Consider the following 17,076-nt stretch of genomic DNA (forward strand, 5'->3'; position numbering starts at 1 on the left):
GCTCAAAAAGCCGCGGCCAATTCTTTTGCGCCTGGCAGATTGCTGTTGCTGTCCATTCGCGCATTGGTAACTGCGAGTAGCTTGGCCACGGTATTGTGGCGGATCGCCACCGGATTGCGCTCATACCCGCCACGCTGGAAGAAGTTCGCCGTCGGCACCTGTTCACGCATCGCCAGCGGCATGGTCACCATATCGAAGCCGTTGCCATCGCCAGTGAGATTCATCATCTCAAGCTCGGCTGCGCTGAGCGGGCGATCAAACCCGCGGGCGCGGGCAAAATTCACTGACGTCAGTAGTTTGTGGACCTGCAATTGCGGGCCGATATCCATGTCCAGCACCAGCGCGTGCATGGCCCAGCCCTGCGGGGTCGTGCCAAGCTTCTCAAGCGCGCTCCAATTTTGCGGAACAGTGCGCACAGTCGCCTGCATGCGCTTGAAGACCGCAATCTTGTGATCCATCGCCTTACGCTGCGGGCCCGAGAGCGCCGATGCCTTCTCGGTCAGAACTTTCAAAATCTGAGGCCCCTGTTCGGCAACGAGCGTCGTCGTATTGGCTGTGAGCAGCTGATTGTAGCCGATAGCGGTGGAGATCGCGCGAGACCCCGGACGTGACGGGTTCAGGCCCGACTGCATGTCATGGCCGCCATTGCCACCGGTCTCGAAGGAATAGACGCGTACCGCAATGTCGCGTGTCAGCCCGGCCTGCAGGGCGGCACGAGCATAAGCGCGCTTGAACTCCATCTCATTGGCAGGCCGCTGCGGCACGAACTGAAATTGCTCCCTCGCCGCCGCGAGGAAATCCGCCACCACCGGAAGATCCTTGCGGACGCGCGGATCGCTATCCTCGGGCTCCGGATTCACCGGACGTTTTGGTCCTTCATAAAGCGGCGCCTGTTCCAGCACGTAGTCATTCAGCGTGATCTGCTGGCGGTCGCGGCGCTTGGCATTGCGGATTTTTCGCTTCTCAGAGATTGCATCCCAATAGGCACCGGCCTCCTGATCGAAGGCCGCGCGCGCTTCCTGATATTCCGCAAGCTTGCGTCGGTATTCTGCGACGGCCTGCGGCGAGGCGCCCTGCGCCATCGCATTGGCAACGCCCGCCGGTAATTGGGCGGAATCCAGCGCATAACCGACCGGCATGAACAAAAATACCGCGAGCGGGACAGTGGCAGTAAAGGTGCGAATCAAATGAGACATGGGACCTGTCGAGATGTCAGCCGGCATAGCCGGCCATGCAGAGGAATGAGGCGGGACGCCGCCCCGCGCCCGTCCTAGGCGGGTCAAACATACCCCGCTTAAAATGACGTTGGATGAGTTTGGTGAACAATGTCTTTCCAAGGCCGGACGCTGCCTGCGCTGACACGTCGCGCCGGGGAGCAGAATCACTTCCACGCGAAGACCGGCTGCTCCAGCTCGGCCACACGGGTGGTGCGCCCCGCAAGAACTTCGCTGAACTGATAGATCAGCGCGGCGGTCGGCGCGTGAATAAAGTGGCCGAAATGGCTGTAGCGGATCAGACGCCGGTCGCTCTCGGGAATGGCAACGAAATCGAACGCCTGCGGCCGCGCGATCTGCGACAGCGCAATGCGATGAACCGAGGCGACCTCATCGGGGTTCGGCATCAATTGAACGCCGTCTTGCGCCCACATGACGACAGGCGTGATCAGATAGCCGGAGCGGGTCGGGTAATCGTCGAGGACACCGATGACATCGTCCCGCGTGAGCTGCAGACCGAGCTCTTCATGCAACTCGCGGATTGCCGCCTGCACGGGCGTCTCGCCGGGATCGCAGCGACCGCCAGGAGGTGCCCATTGATTACTGTGAGCGCGCAGACCGGACGCGCGTAACGTCAGCAACAGCGAGGTCTCCAATTCGGGCGCGGCTTCAACCATCACGAGGGCCACCGCCGCACGCTTCAGCCCCGAAGCGTACTGGCCCTCGTCGATCCGCGTGAATGCGGCTAGGCGAGTCTCGATCATTGTTCGGGTGGCGGCATTGAACGGCAGGATCATCCGCGATTGATAGCACAGTCACGGATGATCCAACAAAGCCGATAAATTCAGCGCATCAGGCCAGTTCAGATGCCGCGCGCTGCATGTTGTCCGACATATCACTGGTCACAGTGCTCTGCTCTTCGACGGCCGCTGCCGTCGAGGTCACGAACTCGTTAACATGTTCGATCGCCTGCTTGATCGAGACCAGCGCGCCAACCACGTCACCGGAGATACCGTTCAGCGCCTCGATCTCGCTGCTGATCTTGTCGGTCGCCTGCTTGGCCTGGTTGGCCAAATTCTTGACCTCCGCGGCCACCACCGCAAAGCCCCGCCCCGCCTCACCGGCGCGAGCCGATTCGATGGTCGCATTGAGGGCGAGCAGATTGATCTGGCCGGTGATGTCGCCGATGAGCCCAACGATGCCTCCCATGGCATGTGCAGCCGAGGTAAGCCGCTGCGCCTGGATGTCCGCCGTCTCCACCTGTTGCACCGCGGATTCTGCCGTCTGCCGGGACTTCACCATCGTCTCGGAGATCTCGCGGATCGATGCATTCATCTCTTCGCTGCCGGCTGCGACCGACTCGATCAAGGAACGAGCGCGCTCCGCTTTCAGGCGGGCCATGGCCTGCGCCGTAATATCGGCAGCGTATTTGACCACCTTAAACGGCTTGCCATTCAGATCGAAAATCGGATTGTAGGATGCCTGAATCCAGATCTCCCGCCCCCCCTTTCCGATGCGCCTGTATTCTGCGGCCTGATAGGTCCCGCGATTGAGGCTCGCCCAGAATTCCACATAGGCCGCGCCAGATCGCTCTATCGGATCGACAAACATGCTGTGATGCCGGTCCCGGATTTCGTCGATCGTGTAACCGACCGTATCAAGGAAATTCTGGTTTGCCGTCAGGATGGTGCCATCCATGCGAAACTCGATGACCGCCTGCGACTTGCGAATAGCCGCCATCTGGCCGTTGCTATCAGCGGCCCGCAACTTTTGTTGGGTCACGTCGGTCGCGAATTTCACAACCTTGAACGGCTTGCCGGCATCATTGAGAATCGGATTATAGGTCGCGAGAATCCAGATTTCCTTGCCACCCTTGCCGACGCGCTTGTATTCGGCCGCCTGATACTCACCCCGGCCGAGCCGCGCCCAGAAGTCCCGGTAGGCTGCGCCATCGCGTTCACCGGCTTCCACGAACATGCTGTGATGCCGCCCCTGTATTTCGGACAGCGCGTAACCAAGCGTGTTCAGGAAATTCTCGTTTGCGGTAATGATAGTTCCGTCAAGATTGAATTCGATGACCGCCTGCGCACGGCTGATCGCGATCACTTTTCCGGAGGCTTCGAGGCTTTCGAGTTTCTGCGCCGTGATATCTGTAGCGAATTTGATGACTTTGAACGGCTTACCACTCTTGTCCATGATCGGGTTATAGGAGGCCTCGATCCAGATCTCCCTGCCGCCTTTGGCGACCCGCTTGAACTGCCCTGCCTGAAATTCACCCCTGTTAAGGTTACCCCAGAACTCCCGATAAGCGACACTCTCGTGTACGGCAGGCTCCACAAATATACTGTGGTGCTTGCCCTTGATCTCATCGAGAGTGTAGCCGAGCGCCTTGAGAAAATTCTCATTCGCTTTGATGATCGTGCCATCGAGATTGAATTCTATGATGGCCTGGGAGCGACTGATGGCGGTCGCTTGCGCCAACGCATTCTGCAAATCGGTCTTGCTCTGTCGGTTAAACATCTGTCGCTCCGTGGCCAAAACGGCCGTTGTCGTAAAATAGTCGACGAACGACGTCGCGCGGCACTGCGCGTCGTTTCCTCAAATCAAATAAACTGGAAGGTTCGAGCAGCTGACCTAGTCGACCAGCTGCTGATTCTGTGATTCCTCACGCCCCCAATAGGCCGCTACCTTTTCAGCCAGCTGGTTGTGGTTGTCATGCAGCTTGGCATTGCTGCTCGCCGCCGGTTGATCGGCCGTACCGGCTGTCAAGCTGCGTGCAGCAATCTGCTGAAAATACTCGAGCACAGCGATACGCAGGTTCGATGATAAATTTGGTGTTTCGCGCTTGCGCTCAATCTTCTCGATATAGTGCTCGATAGTGGTATTTTCCATGCGAACGATCGCTTGCAGGCTGGCCCAGAAGCTGTCTTCCAGGCTGACGCTAGTGCGTTTTTTCGAGACGACAACCGAGCGCTTGCGGTTAACGTTGGGGCGGTTCATTGCGGCTTCGTATCCCATTTTATCAGTCCTCTTCTGTTAAAGCTGGCATTGAAGTTCACGCGTTACTGATTCAGTTCACCAACACTGCACCGTCACAGCGAATGCCGGATACCCACACATCGGCCTGTCCAATTCCGACGCCGAGACTTGCCAACGTTGCCGCCAGCAATTGATCGATTGAACTGGTTGCCCCGCTGATGATGCTGGTGACGAGTCCACCAAGACCCGGGATCGCCAAACCCAGTCCAAGAACACTGATGTTGAGGTCGCCAAGCAGACTGCCCGTCAGGGACGACGTGAAGTTTGTCGTGTTTACGGTCTTCTTCGTCTGCGACGTGATATCCGAATAGCTGAAATTGACGCTGACCGGCGTGGTGTTGCCCATGCCCGCATGGGCCTTTGCCGTCACAATTGGAATACCCAGGAGATTCACAAGCGGTGCCGGCCCTGGATTCGGCTTGGTCGCAACATTGTTGAGGTCGGCTACAGTGACGTTACCTATCCATGCATCGACAATGCCCGGCGTAACGCCAAGCGTGACGCTCGATGTATTGACGTTGGGATAGCCGCAACTGACCTTGTTCAGCGTCGCTGTGCCCGACGCGATCTCTACATAAACCGGTAGATTGACCAACGACGCCGAACCACTTCCGATCAACTGGATGGATAGCAGCACACGTGTCTGAGCTGTATGAACACTGACGCCCTGCGTGCCCACGGCAATCCAGCCGGATCCCTGTGGCCGTGCGCCAATAGTCGCCGTCAGTGACGCGCTGGCAATGCCCGGCAGACCTAAATTGACGGATGTGGCGATCTGGTTGGTGCCGTTAGCGATTCCAGCTGTTGCCTGTAGCAAATCGTAAAGCGAGATGCTCACACCGTCTTTCGGCTTGACGCCCACAATCAGGTTCGCGTAGGGGCCCGCATCGATCAGCTTGCCAGGCGCAATCTTGGTCGTCACGGATGCCGAAGCCTGCGATATCGTCGAGAGTGCGGTGGTCGCGGTGCCGCTGCCATTGGTAGCCTGCTGCGCGCTCAGCGCTGCGGCAAGAACGTCCCCGATCTTGATGTTCGAATTCAGCAGCGTGTCGTAAGTCACACCGGTCAGACCGACGCGCGTCGCCAGCGCTGAGAGGAAGGTAAAGGCATCGATGCGCGCGCCAAGAAGCGCATTGTAGTCCATGACTGACAGCGACAGGGTCGTGCCCAGCATTGATCCGAGAACACTATTCAACAAGCCGCCATTTAACGATGCCAATCGCGAACCGATCGAGAACGACGCGATGGCCGTCGTTGTTGCGGTCGCCGTTGTCTTGATGGTGAAATTGTTGCTGCCGGTAAAGAAATGGCTGAAGTAGAGGGGCGTCGCCGTCTGAAGACTGACCCGCGCCGCATTGGCTGTTCCAGTCGCTGGCGTGACAAAGCGGCTTTGCGCAGCGACGGCGGAATTGGTTGTGTAAGTTCCGAGTTCTACACCGACCAGAGCGCTTGCTGGATAGTTATTGCTGGTGACCGCCGCCTTTGCTGCGTTTGTCGCATTGCTTAAGTTGCTGGCCGCAACGATCGCGGCGAGATCCGTGGCAGCCTGCGTCTTGCGACGATCGGCGGCAATGGTTCCGATATCGACACCCAGTGCAGCACAACAAACGGCCAGGATCATGCCGCCCGCAGACATGATGGCAATATTTCCGCGCTGGTCGGTGCGAAACCTCTTGAGAAGTGCGCGCATCGGTTCCATCGCTCAAAACCCTCCGTAGGGAATGGCGGCAGATCGCGAGACTTGCGATGGAGGCATCGGCACGAAAGGAAGTGAATAGATGAACATGGTCGACGCGTCGTAGTTGACCGTGACCACGAAGACGTTTGCGTTCGACGACGATGTCGCCGCATTGACGCTCAGCTTTGACGCATTGATCAGCGGATAAGTCGCGGCATTCGACGTGACATAGGTCGATGCGATCGAGCCACGTTCGGTCTCGGTCAGCCCAGCGACAGAGGAACGTGCTGCCTCGGCAGCAAGCTGCTGAACACCGTGAACGACCGCAAAATATGACCCGAAGACGACGATGCCGAAAACGATCGACAGAAAGACGGGAAGCAGCATCGCGAATTCGACTGCGGAAGAACCGCGTCGACACGATAGGAGTTTTTTCATGCTGGCATCGAATCTCAACATGCGCTGAGCTTCGCAAGACCGCGTGAAAACTACCTATACAACTTCTGCTACCACTTGGTGGGATCGATCATCTCCAATGCCTGCATTGTGTTGGATGATGGCATTGGATTTGATGAGGTGATCATATTTTCTGATACGCGCGCTGATGAGAGAACTATATACCGAAGAATTTAACGTGTAGTTCCTCTATTAGAATGCTGTGTTTCTTGCGAATACCCTCGCGCGCGCATAGCACGAGTTTGGGTATCGCCAGCTTTGGAAGATAATACTCATTGGCCGCCAAGAGCGACGCCGGGATCAGAGCCATTGGCAGCAGGGTCAAACCGATGCCCGCCTTCGCAGCCTCGATCCGTGCATGATAGTCCGGGCTGGAAAATGCGATACGATAGATCATTCCCTTGCGCTCAAGCGCCTGAATCATGACGTTATGCACGATCTGCCCCGGCCAAGTCAGCAACGGAATGGGCGCGCCAGGACTTAACGTAAAATCCCTGGATCGAACCCAAGTCAATTCATCGTCGCGTTGCGCGATGACATCGATGGCCGCATCCCCGGGCATATCGGAGATACTGAGGAACACGCCGACATCGACGTAGCCGTCGAGCATGCTTTTCGCGATCTCGGCCGAATTATCTGAATAGATGCAGACATTGCTCATCGCCGCCTTGCTCATCCCTTCCATTGCGCGTTGCGAATAGAAATTGGTCAGACCAAGCCGGATGGTCTGATCTTCGGGCGAAGCGCCACGCAGCAAGAGCAACTGGTCGTTCGCCTCCAAAATCTTCCTGGCCTGGATCAGAACGAGCTTTCCGAGTTCTGTCGTCGATGAGCCGTTGGCAGACTTCTGGAAGATACTGCCGCCGACCGCGTGCTCAATGCGCTTGATCTGCGAGCTGATGGCCGGCTGGCTCAAGCCGAGCAGCTTCGCGGCCTTGGTGATGCTGCCGGCTTCGGAGATACCGACAACCGATCGCATGATTTCGGTCGGGATGCTCGAATGCTGGTACCGCCGATGCATAATACGTTGTCCTTTGAGATCGACGTCTTCTCCACGCAACGGAATTGTCCGCTTCGAGACGTCACACCAAAGTCATCGGCCATCTACATCAATCTGACCGAAACGTTTCTTAGGCTCGTCGAAATTGTAGACGCCAGGGCATACACCTTCCTTCAAGTTGTATCGGTGTCTTTTTACACATGCCAAGTACTTTCATGTGGAGACATGTGTGATTTCTGCCATTAGCAGTCTCAAAGAAGGGGCGCGGTAGAGCGCTACCGTGATTACACGTATTTTTTTTAGCCGCGAGATGTAAAGCATCAGGATAGCGCTTCACAGGCTGGAACTCACCAAACGCGTTTCGCGGAAAAAACTGACGTACCTCAGTGAGGTAGTTCATCTGATTCTCAACCTAAGGTGATAAATCGCTTTAAGGTCTGATGGAGCGCGAGCGATATCCCGATGCCGGTAACGCCACCTGCAAGTTTGACCAGCGCATCCCACACCTCGCCGTGCCGGTCCGGCGTCAGATGTTGCAGCACCTCCAGCCCGACTGCCGCCCCCCCAACGAGCGTCAGAACAAGCCAGAGATGGCGGGGATAAGCGAGACCGAACAAAAGGCCCACGAGTGCGAATGCGCCGAAGCGCTCAAGGCTGACGCCGCCAAAATGCGGCCGCAGCCCGATCGGTGACAGAGTCGCAAAAGCAATCAATGCAAGTGTAGTCCACGCAACAACAATGACGGTTTTCCGATACATCCAGCAGTCATATCCCATGCAAGCGCAGGAGCGACGATTTCTCACCTCTGACGGTTAATCGAACGCGCAGAGAACTACCACCGGCATTCCGACGCACTCCCCGAACAAAACTCCCTCAGCGGGAGCTGCGGAGTTGCCAGGTGTCGAAACTGTCGGGTTTGATCTCGAACCGATCTTGCATCCGTGCATACATGGTTCCCGCGATGCGTGCGACCGGAAGATAGTGATCGTAGTCCGTACGCAAGGTGACGGGGTCGACAACACCATCGCGAACCTGAATGCCCAGGACCTCTCCGACCAGTAGGTCGCGCTCTGCGCCAAAGTTCATCATTGTCACTTTTCGGCATTCCAGTGCCGCAGGCGCTTTCGCCAAATGCGGCACCGGCACATTGATGCCAGCCGTCATTGGGAGCTGCAGGGCATCCAGTTCACCGATGTCAGATGGAAAGCTGATCGAACAATCGACCATATCGTTGGCGAGGGCCTCATCCACCATATTGATAACAAACAACCCATTGGCGCGCACATTGCGGGTCGTGTCCTTGACCGACAGGTCGGGCCTGGCCTGCAGGCCGACCACCACCAGCGGCGGTTTCTCGGAGAACACATTGAAGAACGAAAACGGCGCGGCATTGACCACGCCGGCATCTGAGATGGTGGTAATCAACGCAATCGGTCGCGGGACAACGAGACCACAAAGCAACTTGTAGCGCTCCGGCGCGCTAAGATTGGCGAAATCAAAGTGGATCGTCATCGCAGGTTTTGCCTCTTGTGCCGCACCTTGCCGCAACGAGGCAGGAGCTTATCCGATCTTGAACAGCCGGCTCGCATTACCGAACAGGACTTTCTGACGATCAGTGTCCGATAGCTTGGCCTTGTTGACCAGCCCTACCGGATCGGGGTCCCCCATGTCGAACGGGTAGTCCGAGCCCATCATGACGCGATCCACGCCCACCGTCTTGACGAGATTGTCGATCAGCTCCGCAGAGAACACGCAGGTGTCAAACCAGAGCCGCTTAAGATAGGTCGACGGCGCATCTGCCGTGAGCCGGCGTACTTCCGGACGCACCTTCCAGGCGTGATCCAGTCGGGCTGCGTAGAATGGGTAGAAACCACCGCCATGAGCGATAACCACGTCGAGATCCGGATGCCGGTCTAAAATGCCGCCCATGATGAAGTGGGCGATCGCAATGGTCTCCTCGATGGGCTGGCCGACGCTGTTGACCATGAAGAAATCGCCGAGCCGCTGGCCATGGGAGAAGCCCAAGGGATGCACGAACAGCGGTATGCGCAGATTGGCAAGCCGCGCATAGAGTGGATCGAAGGCGGCATGGGACAGTTCGAGGTTTTCGACGCGGGTATCGATCTGGAATCCGCGCAGGCCGAGCTGCTCGACTGCATGAACCGCCTCCTCCACCGCACGCCCGGGAAACCGCATCGGCAGCGTACCCATCCCGGCGAAATGTGCAGGATCCTGCGCCACGAGCGCGGCAATGTCTTCGTTCTGCACGCGCGACAGCGCACATTGCAAATCCTCGTCGGCCCAGTAATTCTGTTGCGCCGGTGCCGGCGCGATCACCTGAAAGTCGACACCCATCCTCGCCATCATCTCGCGGCGCTTGGCGATGTCGAGCATCAGGCCCGGGAGCAGCTTGCCCTGCTCTGCATCCGTTTCGCGGCTCGCCGGCGACATGTCGCGGCGATAGGGATTGTCCATCGGGTCGTAATGTCCGGCCACCAACGGCTCGACGCGCTTGCTGAGGGCATGGGTGTGCATGTCGATGATGGGCATTCGAAATCTCTTCTTCCTAGTTCAGTTCGGCACTGGCGGGGACGCGATGATGCCAGTCGGTCACACCTTGATAAGCATGAGCCGCGCGCAGGATATCGGCCTCGGCATAGGGGCGGCCGACCAGCTGGAACGCGATCGGCAGACCTGCCGCATCGAAGCCGCACGGCACTGACGCTCCGGGTAGACCGAGATAATTGATGCCGCGGGTGCAATGTGTGAGCTGGCCGATCACAGCAGCGACGTCGGCGGGGTTGCCTTCGGTGGTCGCCGCGATGGTCGGTACCGGAATCGAGATCGCCGGCAGAAGCGCGAGATCGGCGGATCCGATGCAGGATGCGATCCATTGCTGGGTGATCTGCGCTCGCAGCGACAGCGCTTCCACATAACGTGTCGCCGGATAGAACAGGCCGGGCTCGATGCGCGAGCGCACCTGATCGGCATAATCCTGCGATCGCTCGATCAGCCAGCGGCGATGGATCGTCGCAGCCTCAACGCTCATGACGATCTGCATCAGCGCGTTGATCAAGGCCATGTCCGGCGGCGAGGTCTCGACGACGGTGGCGCCGAGCAACCGCAACACCTTCACAGCTTCGTCCAGCGCAGTCGCCACATCCGAATGCATGAGCTCGCGGTAGTATCCACCGGGAATTGCGATGCGCATCCCGGTCACACCCGTATCGAGCGTCGTTTCATAGTCGCGATCCGCGATCACCGACAACAGTCGCGCGGCATCCCGTGCGGTACGAGCCAGAGGTCCCGTGCAATCCAGTGAGGCAGATAGCGGCATCACACCATCGGTCGGAACCAGTCCCCAGGTCGGCTTCAGCCCGATCAGGCCGCACATCGCGCCGGGATGACGTAGTGAACCGCCGGTATCCGTCCCGAGCGAGCCGGTCACGAGGCGCGCGGCGACGGCGACGCCGGAACCGGAGGACGAGCCGCCCGGCACATGCCCCGGATTCCATGGGTTGCGTGCATGCCCCAGCGATTCGTTATAGCCCGTCGGACTCATGGCGAATTCAGCCAGCTGCAGCCGGCCGAGATCGAGCGCGCCGGCGGCATCGAGCCGAGCGATCACCGTGGCTGTCACGTCGGCGCGAAAGTCCGCCCGGATTTTTGAGCCGCCACCGGACAGATCACCGGCGCGATAGAAGAGGTCTTTATGTGCAAGGGGCACGCCATGCAGTACTGGCAATGCCGCTCCCGATGCGCGCAACTTGTCGGCGGCTTCGGCCGCGTTCAGCACCCGTTCGTCGTCAAGTCGCACCACGGCATTCAGTTTGCGGCCGATCAGATCGAGCCGTTCCAGCGCCACCGTTGTCGCCTTCACGGACGTAACTTCGCCTTTAGCGACAGCATCCGCGAGGGCGCAGAGATCAAGGGCTGCAATCGCGCTCTGCATCAGCGCTTGTCCATGCCAGCGAGCCACGCCTGATAGGCGTAGGGCGTCGAATCGAACGCCATGTCTTGAATAGCCGCAGTCGCGACGCGCGTGTTGTTTTCCACGACCAGCCCCGTCATGCGCGGTGTGCGTTCAGCGGCGCCAGGCGCCTTGTTCAATTCGTCGGCGACTTGACGCAACAGGTCTTCGCTCATGATCACCTCAATGCACGCCGAGGCGCTGGAATAGCACGTCAGTCTGCTCATTCATTTCCTGCGACGTGCCGTGATGCACGATCTGCCCGGTCTCCATGATGTAGACTCGATCGGCGACGGCCAGCGCGCTATAGAGATTCTGCTCGACCAGCAGGATCGACAGCCCTTCCTTTTTAAGATCGAGAATGATGCTCTCGAGGTGCTGCACCATCACCGGCGCGAGACCTTCGGACGGCTCGTCCATCAGGATCAATTCGGGATCAATCATCAGCGCACGGCCCACAGCCAGCATGCCGCGCTCACCGCCGGACAACTGGCCGCCGCGGTGGTGGCGGCGCTCGGCGAGCCGCGGAAAAATGCCGAATACGCGATCGAGTGTCCAGCCGTCCTTGGCGCGGACGCTCTTCAGCATGGTCAGATGTTCGGTCACCGTCAGCGACGGAAACAGCCGGCGCCCCTGCGGCACAATGGCGATCTTGCGATTGGCGATATCATGAGGACGCAAACCAACAAGGCTCTCGTCGCGCCAGGTGATCGTGCCCGAGCGCACCTGTGGCGGCGTCAGACCCATAATGGAACGAATGAAAGTGGTCTTGCCCATACCATTGCGGCCGAGCAGCGCGACGATCTCGCCGGGACGCACCTCAAGCGAGGCGCCGCGCACCACGACGGCGTCGCCGTAACCGCTGTGCAGATCCTTGACCTCAAGCATGACGCGGCTTCCCGAGATAGACTTCTTGAACCTGCTTGTTGCGTCGGATGCCTTCCGGCGGCTCCTCCACCAGCACGCGGCCTTCGAACATACAGGTCACGTAGTCGACCAGACCGAGTGCCAGATCCATGTCGTGTTCGATCAGGATCACGGTGATCGCCGGATCGAGCGAACGGATCACCTCGGCAATCATCGAGCGCTCCGACGGCGACAGGCCGGCCGCGGGCTCATCCAGTAACAACATGGTCGGCGTCGTCACCAGCGCAATCGCGATTTCGAGCTGACGCTGCTCGCCATAGGACATTTCCTTGACGATGATGTCGGCGCGTTCGGCGATCCGTGCGGCATTCAGCGCGGCCGCGATACGTGTAGCCTCGCTATCGTCCGGATCGGGCGAACCGAACAGCGAAAACTTCTTCGGCCTCAGTCCACGCAGCGCTAGCATCATGTTGTCTTGCACGCTCAGCGTGGGGAACAGATTGGTGATCTGGAAGGTGCGCGAGATACCGAGCTGGGCACGCCGGTGCGGCGGCAGTCTGGACACGTCATGCCCGTTGAATTTGATCTTGCCGGATGTCGGCGGATGCGCGCCGGCGATGGCATTGAACAACGTGGTCTTGCCGGCGCCATTGGGGCCGATGATGGCGCGGCGCTGGCCCCGCGGCACAGTCAGGCTGACGCCATCGACCGCCCGCAAGGCATCGAAGGCCACGACCACATCTGTCAGCGTCAGGATCGGTTCGGACACGAATAATTCCCAGTGAACGAGACGCGGCGACACGGCCGCGCCTCGATGTCAGCAATATTGAATCAGGTCTTCTTGATGCCCTGGAAGGTCCGCGAGTAAGGCGGCTGCTTCAGATAGGTCGCCGGATCGTATTTCCAGAATTGCGAGACATTCGGATAGGTCTCGATCGGCACGTTCCAGTATTTGCCATCGGCGCGCTTGACGACCTTGCGAATGTAGACGTCGTAGATCGGGTTGCCGTAGTCGTCGAACTTCACGGTCTTGCCGAGCGGCGAATTGTCGAGCTCGGTCTTCAGTACCGTATCGATAAAGGTTTCGCGGTCCTCGACCTTGCCGCCCATCTTCTTCAGCGCGGCATCGATCCACATCATGCCGGAATACATCGAGAAACCGTAGAGCGACGGGATCTTGCCGTACTTCGCCTCATAATCCTTCTCGAACTTCGCCGTGGTCGGAACGTCCGAACCTTCGGCGAAATGCGCCGCTGCGATGATGCCTTCGCATTCTGGGCCCATGGTGCGGATCACCGACTGGTCGGTGCCGTTCATCGCCATCAGCAGCGGCGTCTTTTCCTTCAGGCCGAATGACGCATATTGCTGGATCAGACGAGTCGAATCAGCACCGGTTTCCATCGCGAAGATGGCATCGACCTTGAGATCGGCGAGCTGGCCGAGATAGGGGCTGAAGTCGGCGGTGTTCAGCGGATGCCAGAACTGCTGCACGATCTGCCCGCCCCCTTCGGTGAACACCTGGGCGAGACCGCCGCACTGTTCGTGGCCGAAGGTGTAATCCTGGCTGATGGTGGCGATCTTCTTGTAGCCCTGCTTCAGGGCCCAATCACCGAACGGATGGGTGAAGGCGCTGGCAGAATAGCCGGCGACGCGGATTACGTTCTTGATGCGGGCGCGCTGGGTGAGATCGTCAGCCGCGATAATCGGAATGAAGTAGGGCGTGCCGGTGCCCTTAACGTAGTTGGCGACAGCAAGGCCAGTATTGGCGAGCAGATTGCCGATCAGCATGTGGCAATTGCCCTGCTCGACCAGACGGCGCGCTTTCTGCAAAGCGGTGTCGGGATTCGACGCATCGTCCTCGATCACCAGCTCGACCTTGCGGCCGCCCATCTCGTTCTTCACCTGATCGAGATAGAACTGCACACCCTCGACCATTTCCTTGCCGCCCGAAGCGACAACGCCGGTCAGCGGCGCCAGCAGACCGATCTTGATCGGGCCAGCCTGGGCCTGTGCGGAGCGCCACGGAGCGACGCCGACGCCCGCGGCAGCGACAGCCGCCGTCGTGTTCTTGAGAAATTGCCTGCGATCCATCTCGAAGTCCTTTCGTGAGCAACCCGATTGAAACGTGAAACCGACTTATCGCACCTTGCGCGAGGTGATCGCGCGCAGCTTGCCTATGATGCCCTCGGGGGCGAAGATCATGATGAGAACGAAAGTGATGCCAAGCACCATCAGCCAACGCTCGGTATAGGAGCTGACGATATTCTCCAGCACGATGATCGCCGCTGCCCCAACAAAGGCGCCGAACAGTGTGCCTACACCGCCGGCGATCATCATCAACACACCCTCTACCGATTGTGCGAGCGCGACGGTCGAAGGGCTAACGAAATTGTTGAACATCGCATAGAGCCCACCGGCGATGCCCGCGAAGATGCCGGACACCGTGAAGCCGATGAACAGATGCAGAGGCACATTGTAACCGAGGCTGCGCATGCGGCTCTCACTGTCGCGGATACCGCGCAACGTCAGGCCGAACGGCGATCGCACGAACCGCCACATGGCAAAAGATACAATGACGGCGCCAGCGAGCACCGCCCAATAGAACGCGCTGTGGCTCATCAGGGCCGCCGGCCGCACATCGGCGCGCATGCCGTTCTCGCCGCCGGTGACCTGTGTCCAGCGCAGGCAGACGCCCCACACGATCATGCCGAGCGCCAGCGTCAGCAGCAGGAAGTAGACGCCGGAGGTGCGCACCGCGAGCAGCGCAAATACCGAGGCCACCGCGGTGGCCGCCAGCACACCAAGCGCGAAGCCCGCCCAGGGCGACAGGCCGGCCTGGCCAGTCGCATAAACGACGACATAGGTCGAGACACCGAAGATGGCACCATGCCCGAGGGAAGTCCGACCAGCAAAGCCGGCGAGAATATCGATCGACATGGCGAGGACTCCGAAGATCAACACTTCGGTGGCGAGGCCGACCTGATAGCTCGACAGCACCATCGGCAGGCAGGCCGCGACGATCACCACCAGCGCGGCGATGACGAGCGCACGGCTAGTCATGCCGGCGAGAACTGACGTTTTGGATACGGGCTGCGTCATGTGGCACGTCCGAACAAGCCGAGCGGACGGAATGCGAGCAACACCGCCATCGGGCCGAAGATCACGAAATAAGCGAGTTCGGGGAACATCACCTGGCCGAGCGTATTCAGAAGCCCGACCAGCAGGCTACCGACACCGACGCCGACAAGGCTGCCACGCCCGCCGATGATAACGACGGCGAGACTGAAGGTGAGGATTTCCGCGTCCGCCGACGGATAGAGCGACAGGAACGCGCCTCCCATCAGGCCGCCAAGGCCGGCCAGCGCCGAACCGAACAGGAAGGTGAAGAGGAAGACACGGCGGATATTCACGCCGGAGGCTTCCACCATCTCGGCATCGTCAACGCCGGCACGGATCAGCGCGCCGAGCCTTGTATGATTGAGCAGCACCCACAGGCCGATGAAGACGAAGATGCCCATGCCCAGCACAAACAACCGGTAGATCGGATAGAAGGTGCCGAACACCCGCGTGCCGCCGCGCAACATCTCCGGGATCGGCACAGTGAAGCTGTCGCCGCCCCAGATCACCAGCGCGAGATCGTTGAGGAAAAAGGCGACGCCGAGGGTCAGCAGCACCTGCCGCAGCTCATTGCCGCGCACGAAACGGAGCAATCCCTGATCGAGCACGAAGCCGATGGCCGCAATCGCAGCCATGGCGCCGATGCCGCCGAGCACAAAGCTGCCGGTCTTCACCGCAACGCTATAGCCGATATAGCCGCCGAACAGATACAGCGCGCCATGCGCGAGATTGACGATGCGCAGCAGACCGAAGATCAGCGTGAAGCCGCTTGCCACGACGAACAGCAACGCGGCGAAAGTCAGGCCGTTGAGGAGTTGAAAGAGACTCATGCCCTGCTGCTTGCCTGATCTATGCTTCTGGCGCTTTCGGTCCGACCGAAAGATACCAATCGAGAATCTGTTCGCCGGTCATGAAAGCCACGTCGGATTTCTTCTGGATGGTCTCGAAGATCCGGCGGAAGTGCTTCAGGCGATGCGGCGCGCCCATGATGTAGGGATGCACAACCAATGCCATGACCCGGGTCGAATTCTCGGAATCCTCGTAAATCTGCTCGAACTGGTCGATGGCCCGGTCGTAATATTCCGACGCCTTGTGATGCTGGATCAGCATCATCGCGACGTCATTGCATTCCTGCGTATAGGGCACGTTGACGATCGGTGTCGTCGTGGTCTTGAGCCATACGGGCTGATCGTCGAGTACCCAGTCGGCGACGTAGTCATAGCCTTCCTGTTTCAGCAGGTCCGGCGTTTCCCAGGTCTCGGTCAGACCCGGCCCGAGCCAACCGCGCGGCCGCTTGCCAGTGGCCTTCTCGATCACGTCGGCAGTCTTGCGGATATCCTCGCGTTCGTTCTCCACCTTCTGCATATTGCGCTGGGTGAAACCATGACCCATGAATTCCCAGTTACGCGCCTTGGCTGCCTCGACGATGGGCGGGTAAGCGGCAATCGCCGAACCATTGATCGCCAGCGCGGCGGGGAGCTTGTAGTCGTCGAACACTTTCAGCATGCGCCAGAAGCCGACACGATTGCCGTATTCGTGCCAGGCCCAGTTGGGAACATCCGGCGATGGCGAACCGCCGGCCGGCGGTGTCAGCACCGTACGCGGCATCGGCTGCTTGGCGTCCCATTCCTCGACATTGACGATGATCCACACTGCCATGCGCTTGCCATTCGGCAGCTTCAGCGGTGGACGAGCGTCAATCGGCGAGTAGGAAATGCGTTCGGTCGGCAACATG

General features: G+C 59.4%; 18 protein-coding genes. All 18 read right to left on the reverse strand.

Going from position 1 to position 17,076, the window contains the following annotated elements; genetic code table 11:
• Nucleotides 1–2: 2 nt before the first annotated feature.
• The 18 genes from CHC01_RS28580 to CHC01_RS28665 all read right to left on the reverse strand — a co-directional run bounded on the left by CHC01_RS28580 (nt 3) and on the right by CHC01_RS28665 (nt 17,075).
• A complete protein-coding gene (locus CHC01_RS28580; RefSeq protein ID WP_244558567.1) occupies nt 3–1,139 on the reverse strand; it encodes a D-(-)-3-hydroxybutyrate oligomer hydrolase in 1,137 nt (378 codons plus the stop codon).
• A 242-nt stretch (nt 1,140–1,381) separates the two neighbouring features.
• Nucleotides 1,382–2,011 (reverse strand): NUDIX hydrolase, encoded by a 630-nt coding sequence (locus CHC01_RS28585; protein WP_089267726.1) that lies wholly within the window; start codon nt 2,009–2,011, stop codon nt 1,382–1,384.
• 55 nt (nt 2,012–2,066) lie between these two features.
• The gene (locus CHC01_RS28590) at nt 2,067–3,734 is read right to left on the reverse strand and encodes a methyl-accepting chemotaxis protein (RefSeq protein ID WP_089267727.1); all 1,668 of its coding nucleotides are present in this window, start codon (nt 3,732–3,734) and stop codon (nt 2,067–2,069) included.
• A gap of 114 nt (nt 3,735–3,848) precedes the next feature.
• On the reverse strand, nt 3,849–4,232 hold the full coding sequence (locus CHC01_RS28595) for a ribbon-helix-helix domain-containing protein (RefSeq protein ID WP_089267728.1): 384 nt from the start codon (nt 4,230–4,232) through the stop codon (nt 3,849–3,851).
• A 52-nt stretch (nt 4,233–4,284) separates the two neighbouring features.
• Nucleotides 4,285–5,943 (reverse strand): TadG family pilus assembly protein, encoded by a 1,659-nt coding sequence (locus CHC01_RS28600; protein ID WP_089267848.1) that lies wholly within the window; start codon nt 5,941–5,943, stop codon nt 4,285–4,287.
• A gap of 12 nt (nt 5,944–5,955) precedes the next feature.
• Entirely contained in the window at nt 5,956–6,390 is a 435-nt protein-coding gene (locus CHC01_RS28605) for a TadE/TadG family type IV pilus assembly protein (protein ID WP_089267729.1), read from the reverse strand.
• Between the two features lie 154 nt (nt 6,391–6,544).
• Nucleotides 6,545–7,447, reverse strand: a complete 903-nt coding sequence (locus tag CHC01_RS28610; RefSeq protein WP_141137193.1) for a LysR family transcriptional regulator — start codon at nt 7,445–7,447, stop codon at nt 6,545–6,547.
• A gap of 347 nt (nt 7,448–7,794) precedes the next feature.
• Nucleotides 7,795–8,145, reverse strand: a complete 351-nt coding sequence (locus CHC01_RS28615) for a VanZ family protein (RefSeq protein WP_089267849.1) — start codon at nt 8,143–8,145, stop codon at nt 7,795–7,797.
• A gap of 115 nt (nt 8,146–8,260) precedes the next feature.
• Entirely contained in the window at nt 8,261–8,935 is a 675-nt protein-coding gene (locus CHC01_RS28620) for a flavin reductase family protein (protein WP_244558553.1), read from the reverse strand.
• Between the two features lie 12 nt (nt 8,936–8,947).
• Nucleotides 8,948–9,937 (reverse strand): amidohydrolase family protein, encoded by a 990-nt coding sequence (locus tag CHC01_RS28625; protein ID WP_089267732.1) that lies wholly within the window; start codon nt 9,935–9,937, stop codon nt 8,948–8,950.
• Between the two features lie 16 nt (nt 9,938–9,953).
• A complete protein-coding gene (locus CHC01_RS28630; protein WP_089267733.1) occupies nt 9,954–11,339 on the reverse strand; it encodes an amidase in 1,386 nt (461 codons plus the stop codon).
• A complete protein-coding gene (locus CHC01_RS28635) occupies nt 11,339–11,533 on the reverse strand; it encodes a hypothetical protein (RefSeq protein WP_141137194.1) in 195 nt (64 codons plus the stop codon). Before CHC01_RS28635 ends, CHC01_RS28630 begins: the two co-directional genes overlap by 1 nt.
• 7 nt (nt 11,534–11,540) lie before the next feature.
• Nucleotides 11,541–12,245, reverse strand: coding sequence for an ABC transporter ATP-binding protein (locus tag CHC01_RS28640; protein ID WP_089267735.1), 705 nt, complete (start codon nt 12,243–12,245; stop codon nt 11,541–11,543).
• Nucleotides 12,238–12,993 carry an ABC transporter ATP-binding protein gene (locus tag CHC01_RS28645; RefSeq protein WP_176454736.1) on the reverse strand — a complete coding sequence of 252 codons (756 nt, stop codon included), beginning with the start codon at nt 12,991–12,993 and terminating at the stop codon, nt 12,238–12,240. Before CHC01_RS28645 ends, CHC01_RS28640 begins: the two co-directional genes overlap by 8 nt.
• A gap of 62 nt (nt 12,994–13,055) precedes the next feature.
• Nucleotides 13,056–14,315 (reverse strand): ABC transporter substrate-binding protein, encoded by a 1,260-nt coding sequence (locus tag CHC01_RS28650; RefSeq protein ID WP_089267737.1) that lies wholly within the window; start codon nt 14,313–14,315, stop codon nt 13,056–13,058.
• Between the two features lie 45 nt (nt 14,316–14,360).
• The gene (locus CHC01_RS28655) at nt 14,361–15,323 is read right to left on the reverse strand and encodes a branched-chain amino acid ABC transporter permease (protein ID WP_089267738.1); all 963 of its coding nucleotides are present in this window, start codon (nt 15,321–15,323) and stop codon (nt 14,361–14,363) included.
• On the reverse strand, nt 15,320–16,171 hold the full coding sequence (locus tag CHC01_RS28660) for a branched-chain amino acid ABC transporter permease (RefSeq protein WP_068729440.1): 852 nt from the start codon (nt 16,169–16,171) through the stop codon (nt 15,320–15,322). Before CHC01_RS28660 ends, CHC01_RS28655 begins: the two co-directional genes overlap by 4 nt.
• 19 nt (nt 16,172–16,190) lie before the next feature.
• Complete coding sequence (locus CHC01_RS28665) at nt 16,191–17,075, reverse strand: polysaccharide deacetylase family protein (RefSeq protein ID WP_089267739.1); 885 nt, start codon at nt 17,073–17,075, stop codon at nt 16,191–16,193.
• Nucleotide 17,076: the final 1 nt, after the last annotated feature.

The sequence above is a fragment of the Tardiphaga sp. OK246 genome (genome assembly GCF_900188215.1).
Lineage (GTDB): Bacteria > Pseudomonadota > Alphaproteobacteria > Rhizobiales > Xanthobacteraceae > Tardiphaga > Tardiphaga robiniae.

Excerpts from the sequence above, each read along its gene's own strand:
- CHC01_RS28665 (WP_089267739.1), bottom strand. The coding sequence starts at position 17,075 with ATGTTGCCGACCGAACGCATTTCCTACTCGCCGATTGACGCTCGTCCA.
- CHC01_RS28660 (WP_068729440.1), bottom strand. The coding sequence starts at position 16,171 with ATGAGTCTCTTTCAACTCCTCAACGGCCTGACTTTCGCCGCGTTGCTG.
- CHC01_RS28580 (WP_244558567.1), bottom strand. The coding sequence starts at position 1,139 with ATGCCGGTCGGTTATGCGCTGGATTCCGCCCAATTACCGGCGGGCGTT.
- CHC01_RS28590 (WP_089267727.1), bottom strand. The coding sequence starts at position 3,734 with ATGTTTAACCGACAGAGCAAGACCGATTTGCAGAATGCGTTGGCGCAA.
- CHC01_RS28640 (WP_089267735.1), bottom strand. The coding sequence starts at position 12,245 with ATGCTTGAGGTCAAGGATCTGCACAGCGGTTACGGCGACGCCGTCGTG.
- CHC01_RS28605 (WP_089267729.1), bottom strand. The coding sequence starts at position 6,390 with ATGTTGAGATTCGATGCCAGCATGAAAAAACTCCTATCGTGTCGACGC.
- CHC01_RS28600 (WP_089267848.1), bottom strand. The coding sequence starts at position 5,943 with ATGCGCGCACTTCTCAAGAGGTTTCGCACCGACCAGCGCGGAAATATT.
- CHC01_RS28595 (WP_089267728.1), bottom strand. The coding sequence starts at position 4,232 with ATGGGATACGAAGCCGCAATGAACCGCCCCAACGTTAACCGCAAGCGC.
- CHC01_RS28625 (WP_089267732.1), bottom strand. The coding sequence starts at position 9,937 with ATGCCCATCATCGACATGCACACCCATGCCCTCAGCAAGCGCGTCGAG.
- CHC01_RS28585 (WP_089267726.1), bottom strand. The coding sequence starts at position 2,011 with ATGATCCTGCCGTTCAATGCCGCCACCCGAACAATGATCGAGACTCGC.
- CHC01_RS28650 (WP_089267737.1), bottom strand. The coding sequence starts at position 14,315 with ATGGATCGCAGGCAATTTCTCAAGAACACGACGGCGGCTGTCGCTGCC.
- CHC01_RS28630 (WP_089267733.1), bottom strand. The coding sequence starts at position 11,339 with ATGCAGAGCGCGATTGCAGCCCTTGATCTCTGCGCCCTCGCGGATGCT.
- CHC01_RS28655 (WP_089267738.1), bottom strand. The coding sequence starts at position 15,323 with ATGACGCAGCCCGTATCCAAAACGTCAGTTCTCGCCGGCATGACTAGC.
- CHC01_RS28635 (WP_141137194.1), bottom strand. The coding sequence starts at position 11,533 with ATGAGCGAAGACCTGTTGCGTCAAGTCGCCGACGAATTGAACAAGGCG.
- CHC01_RS28615 (WP_089267849.1), bottom strand. The coding sequence starts at position 8,145 with ATGTATCGGAAAACCGTCATTGTTGTTGCGTGGACTACACTTGCATTG.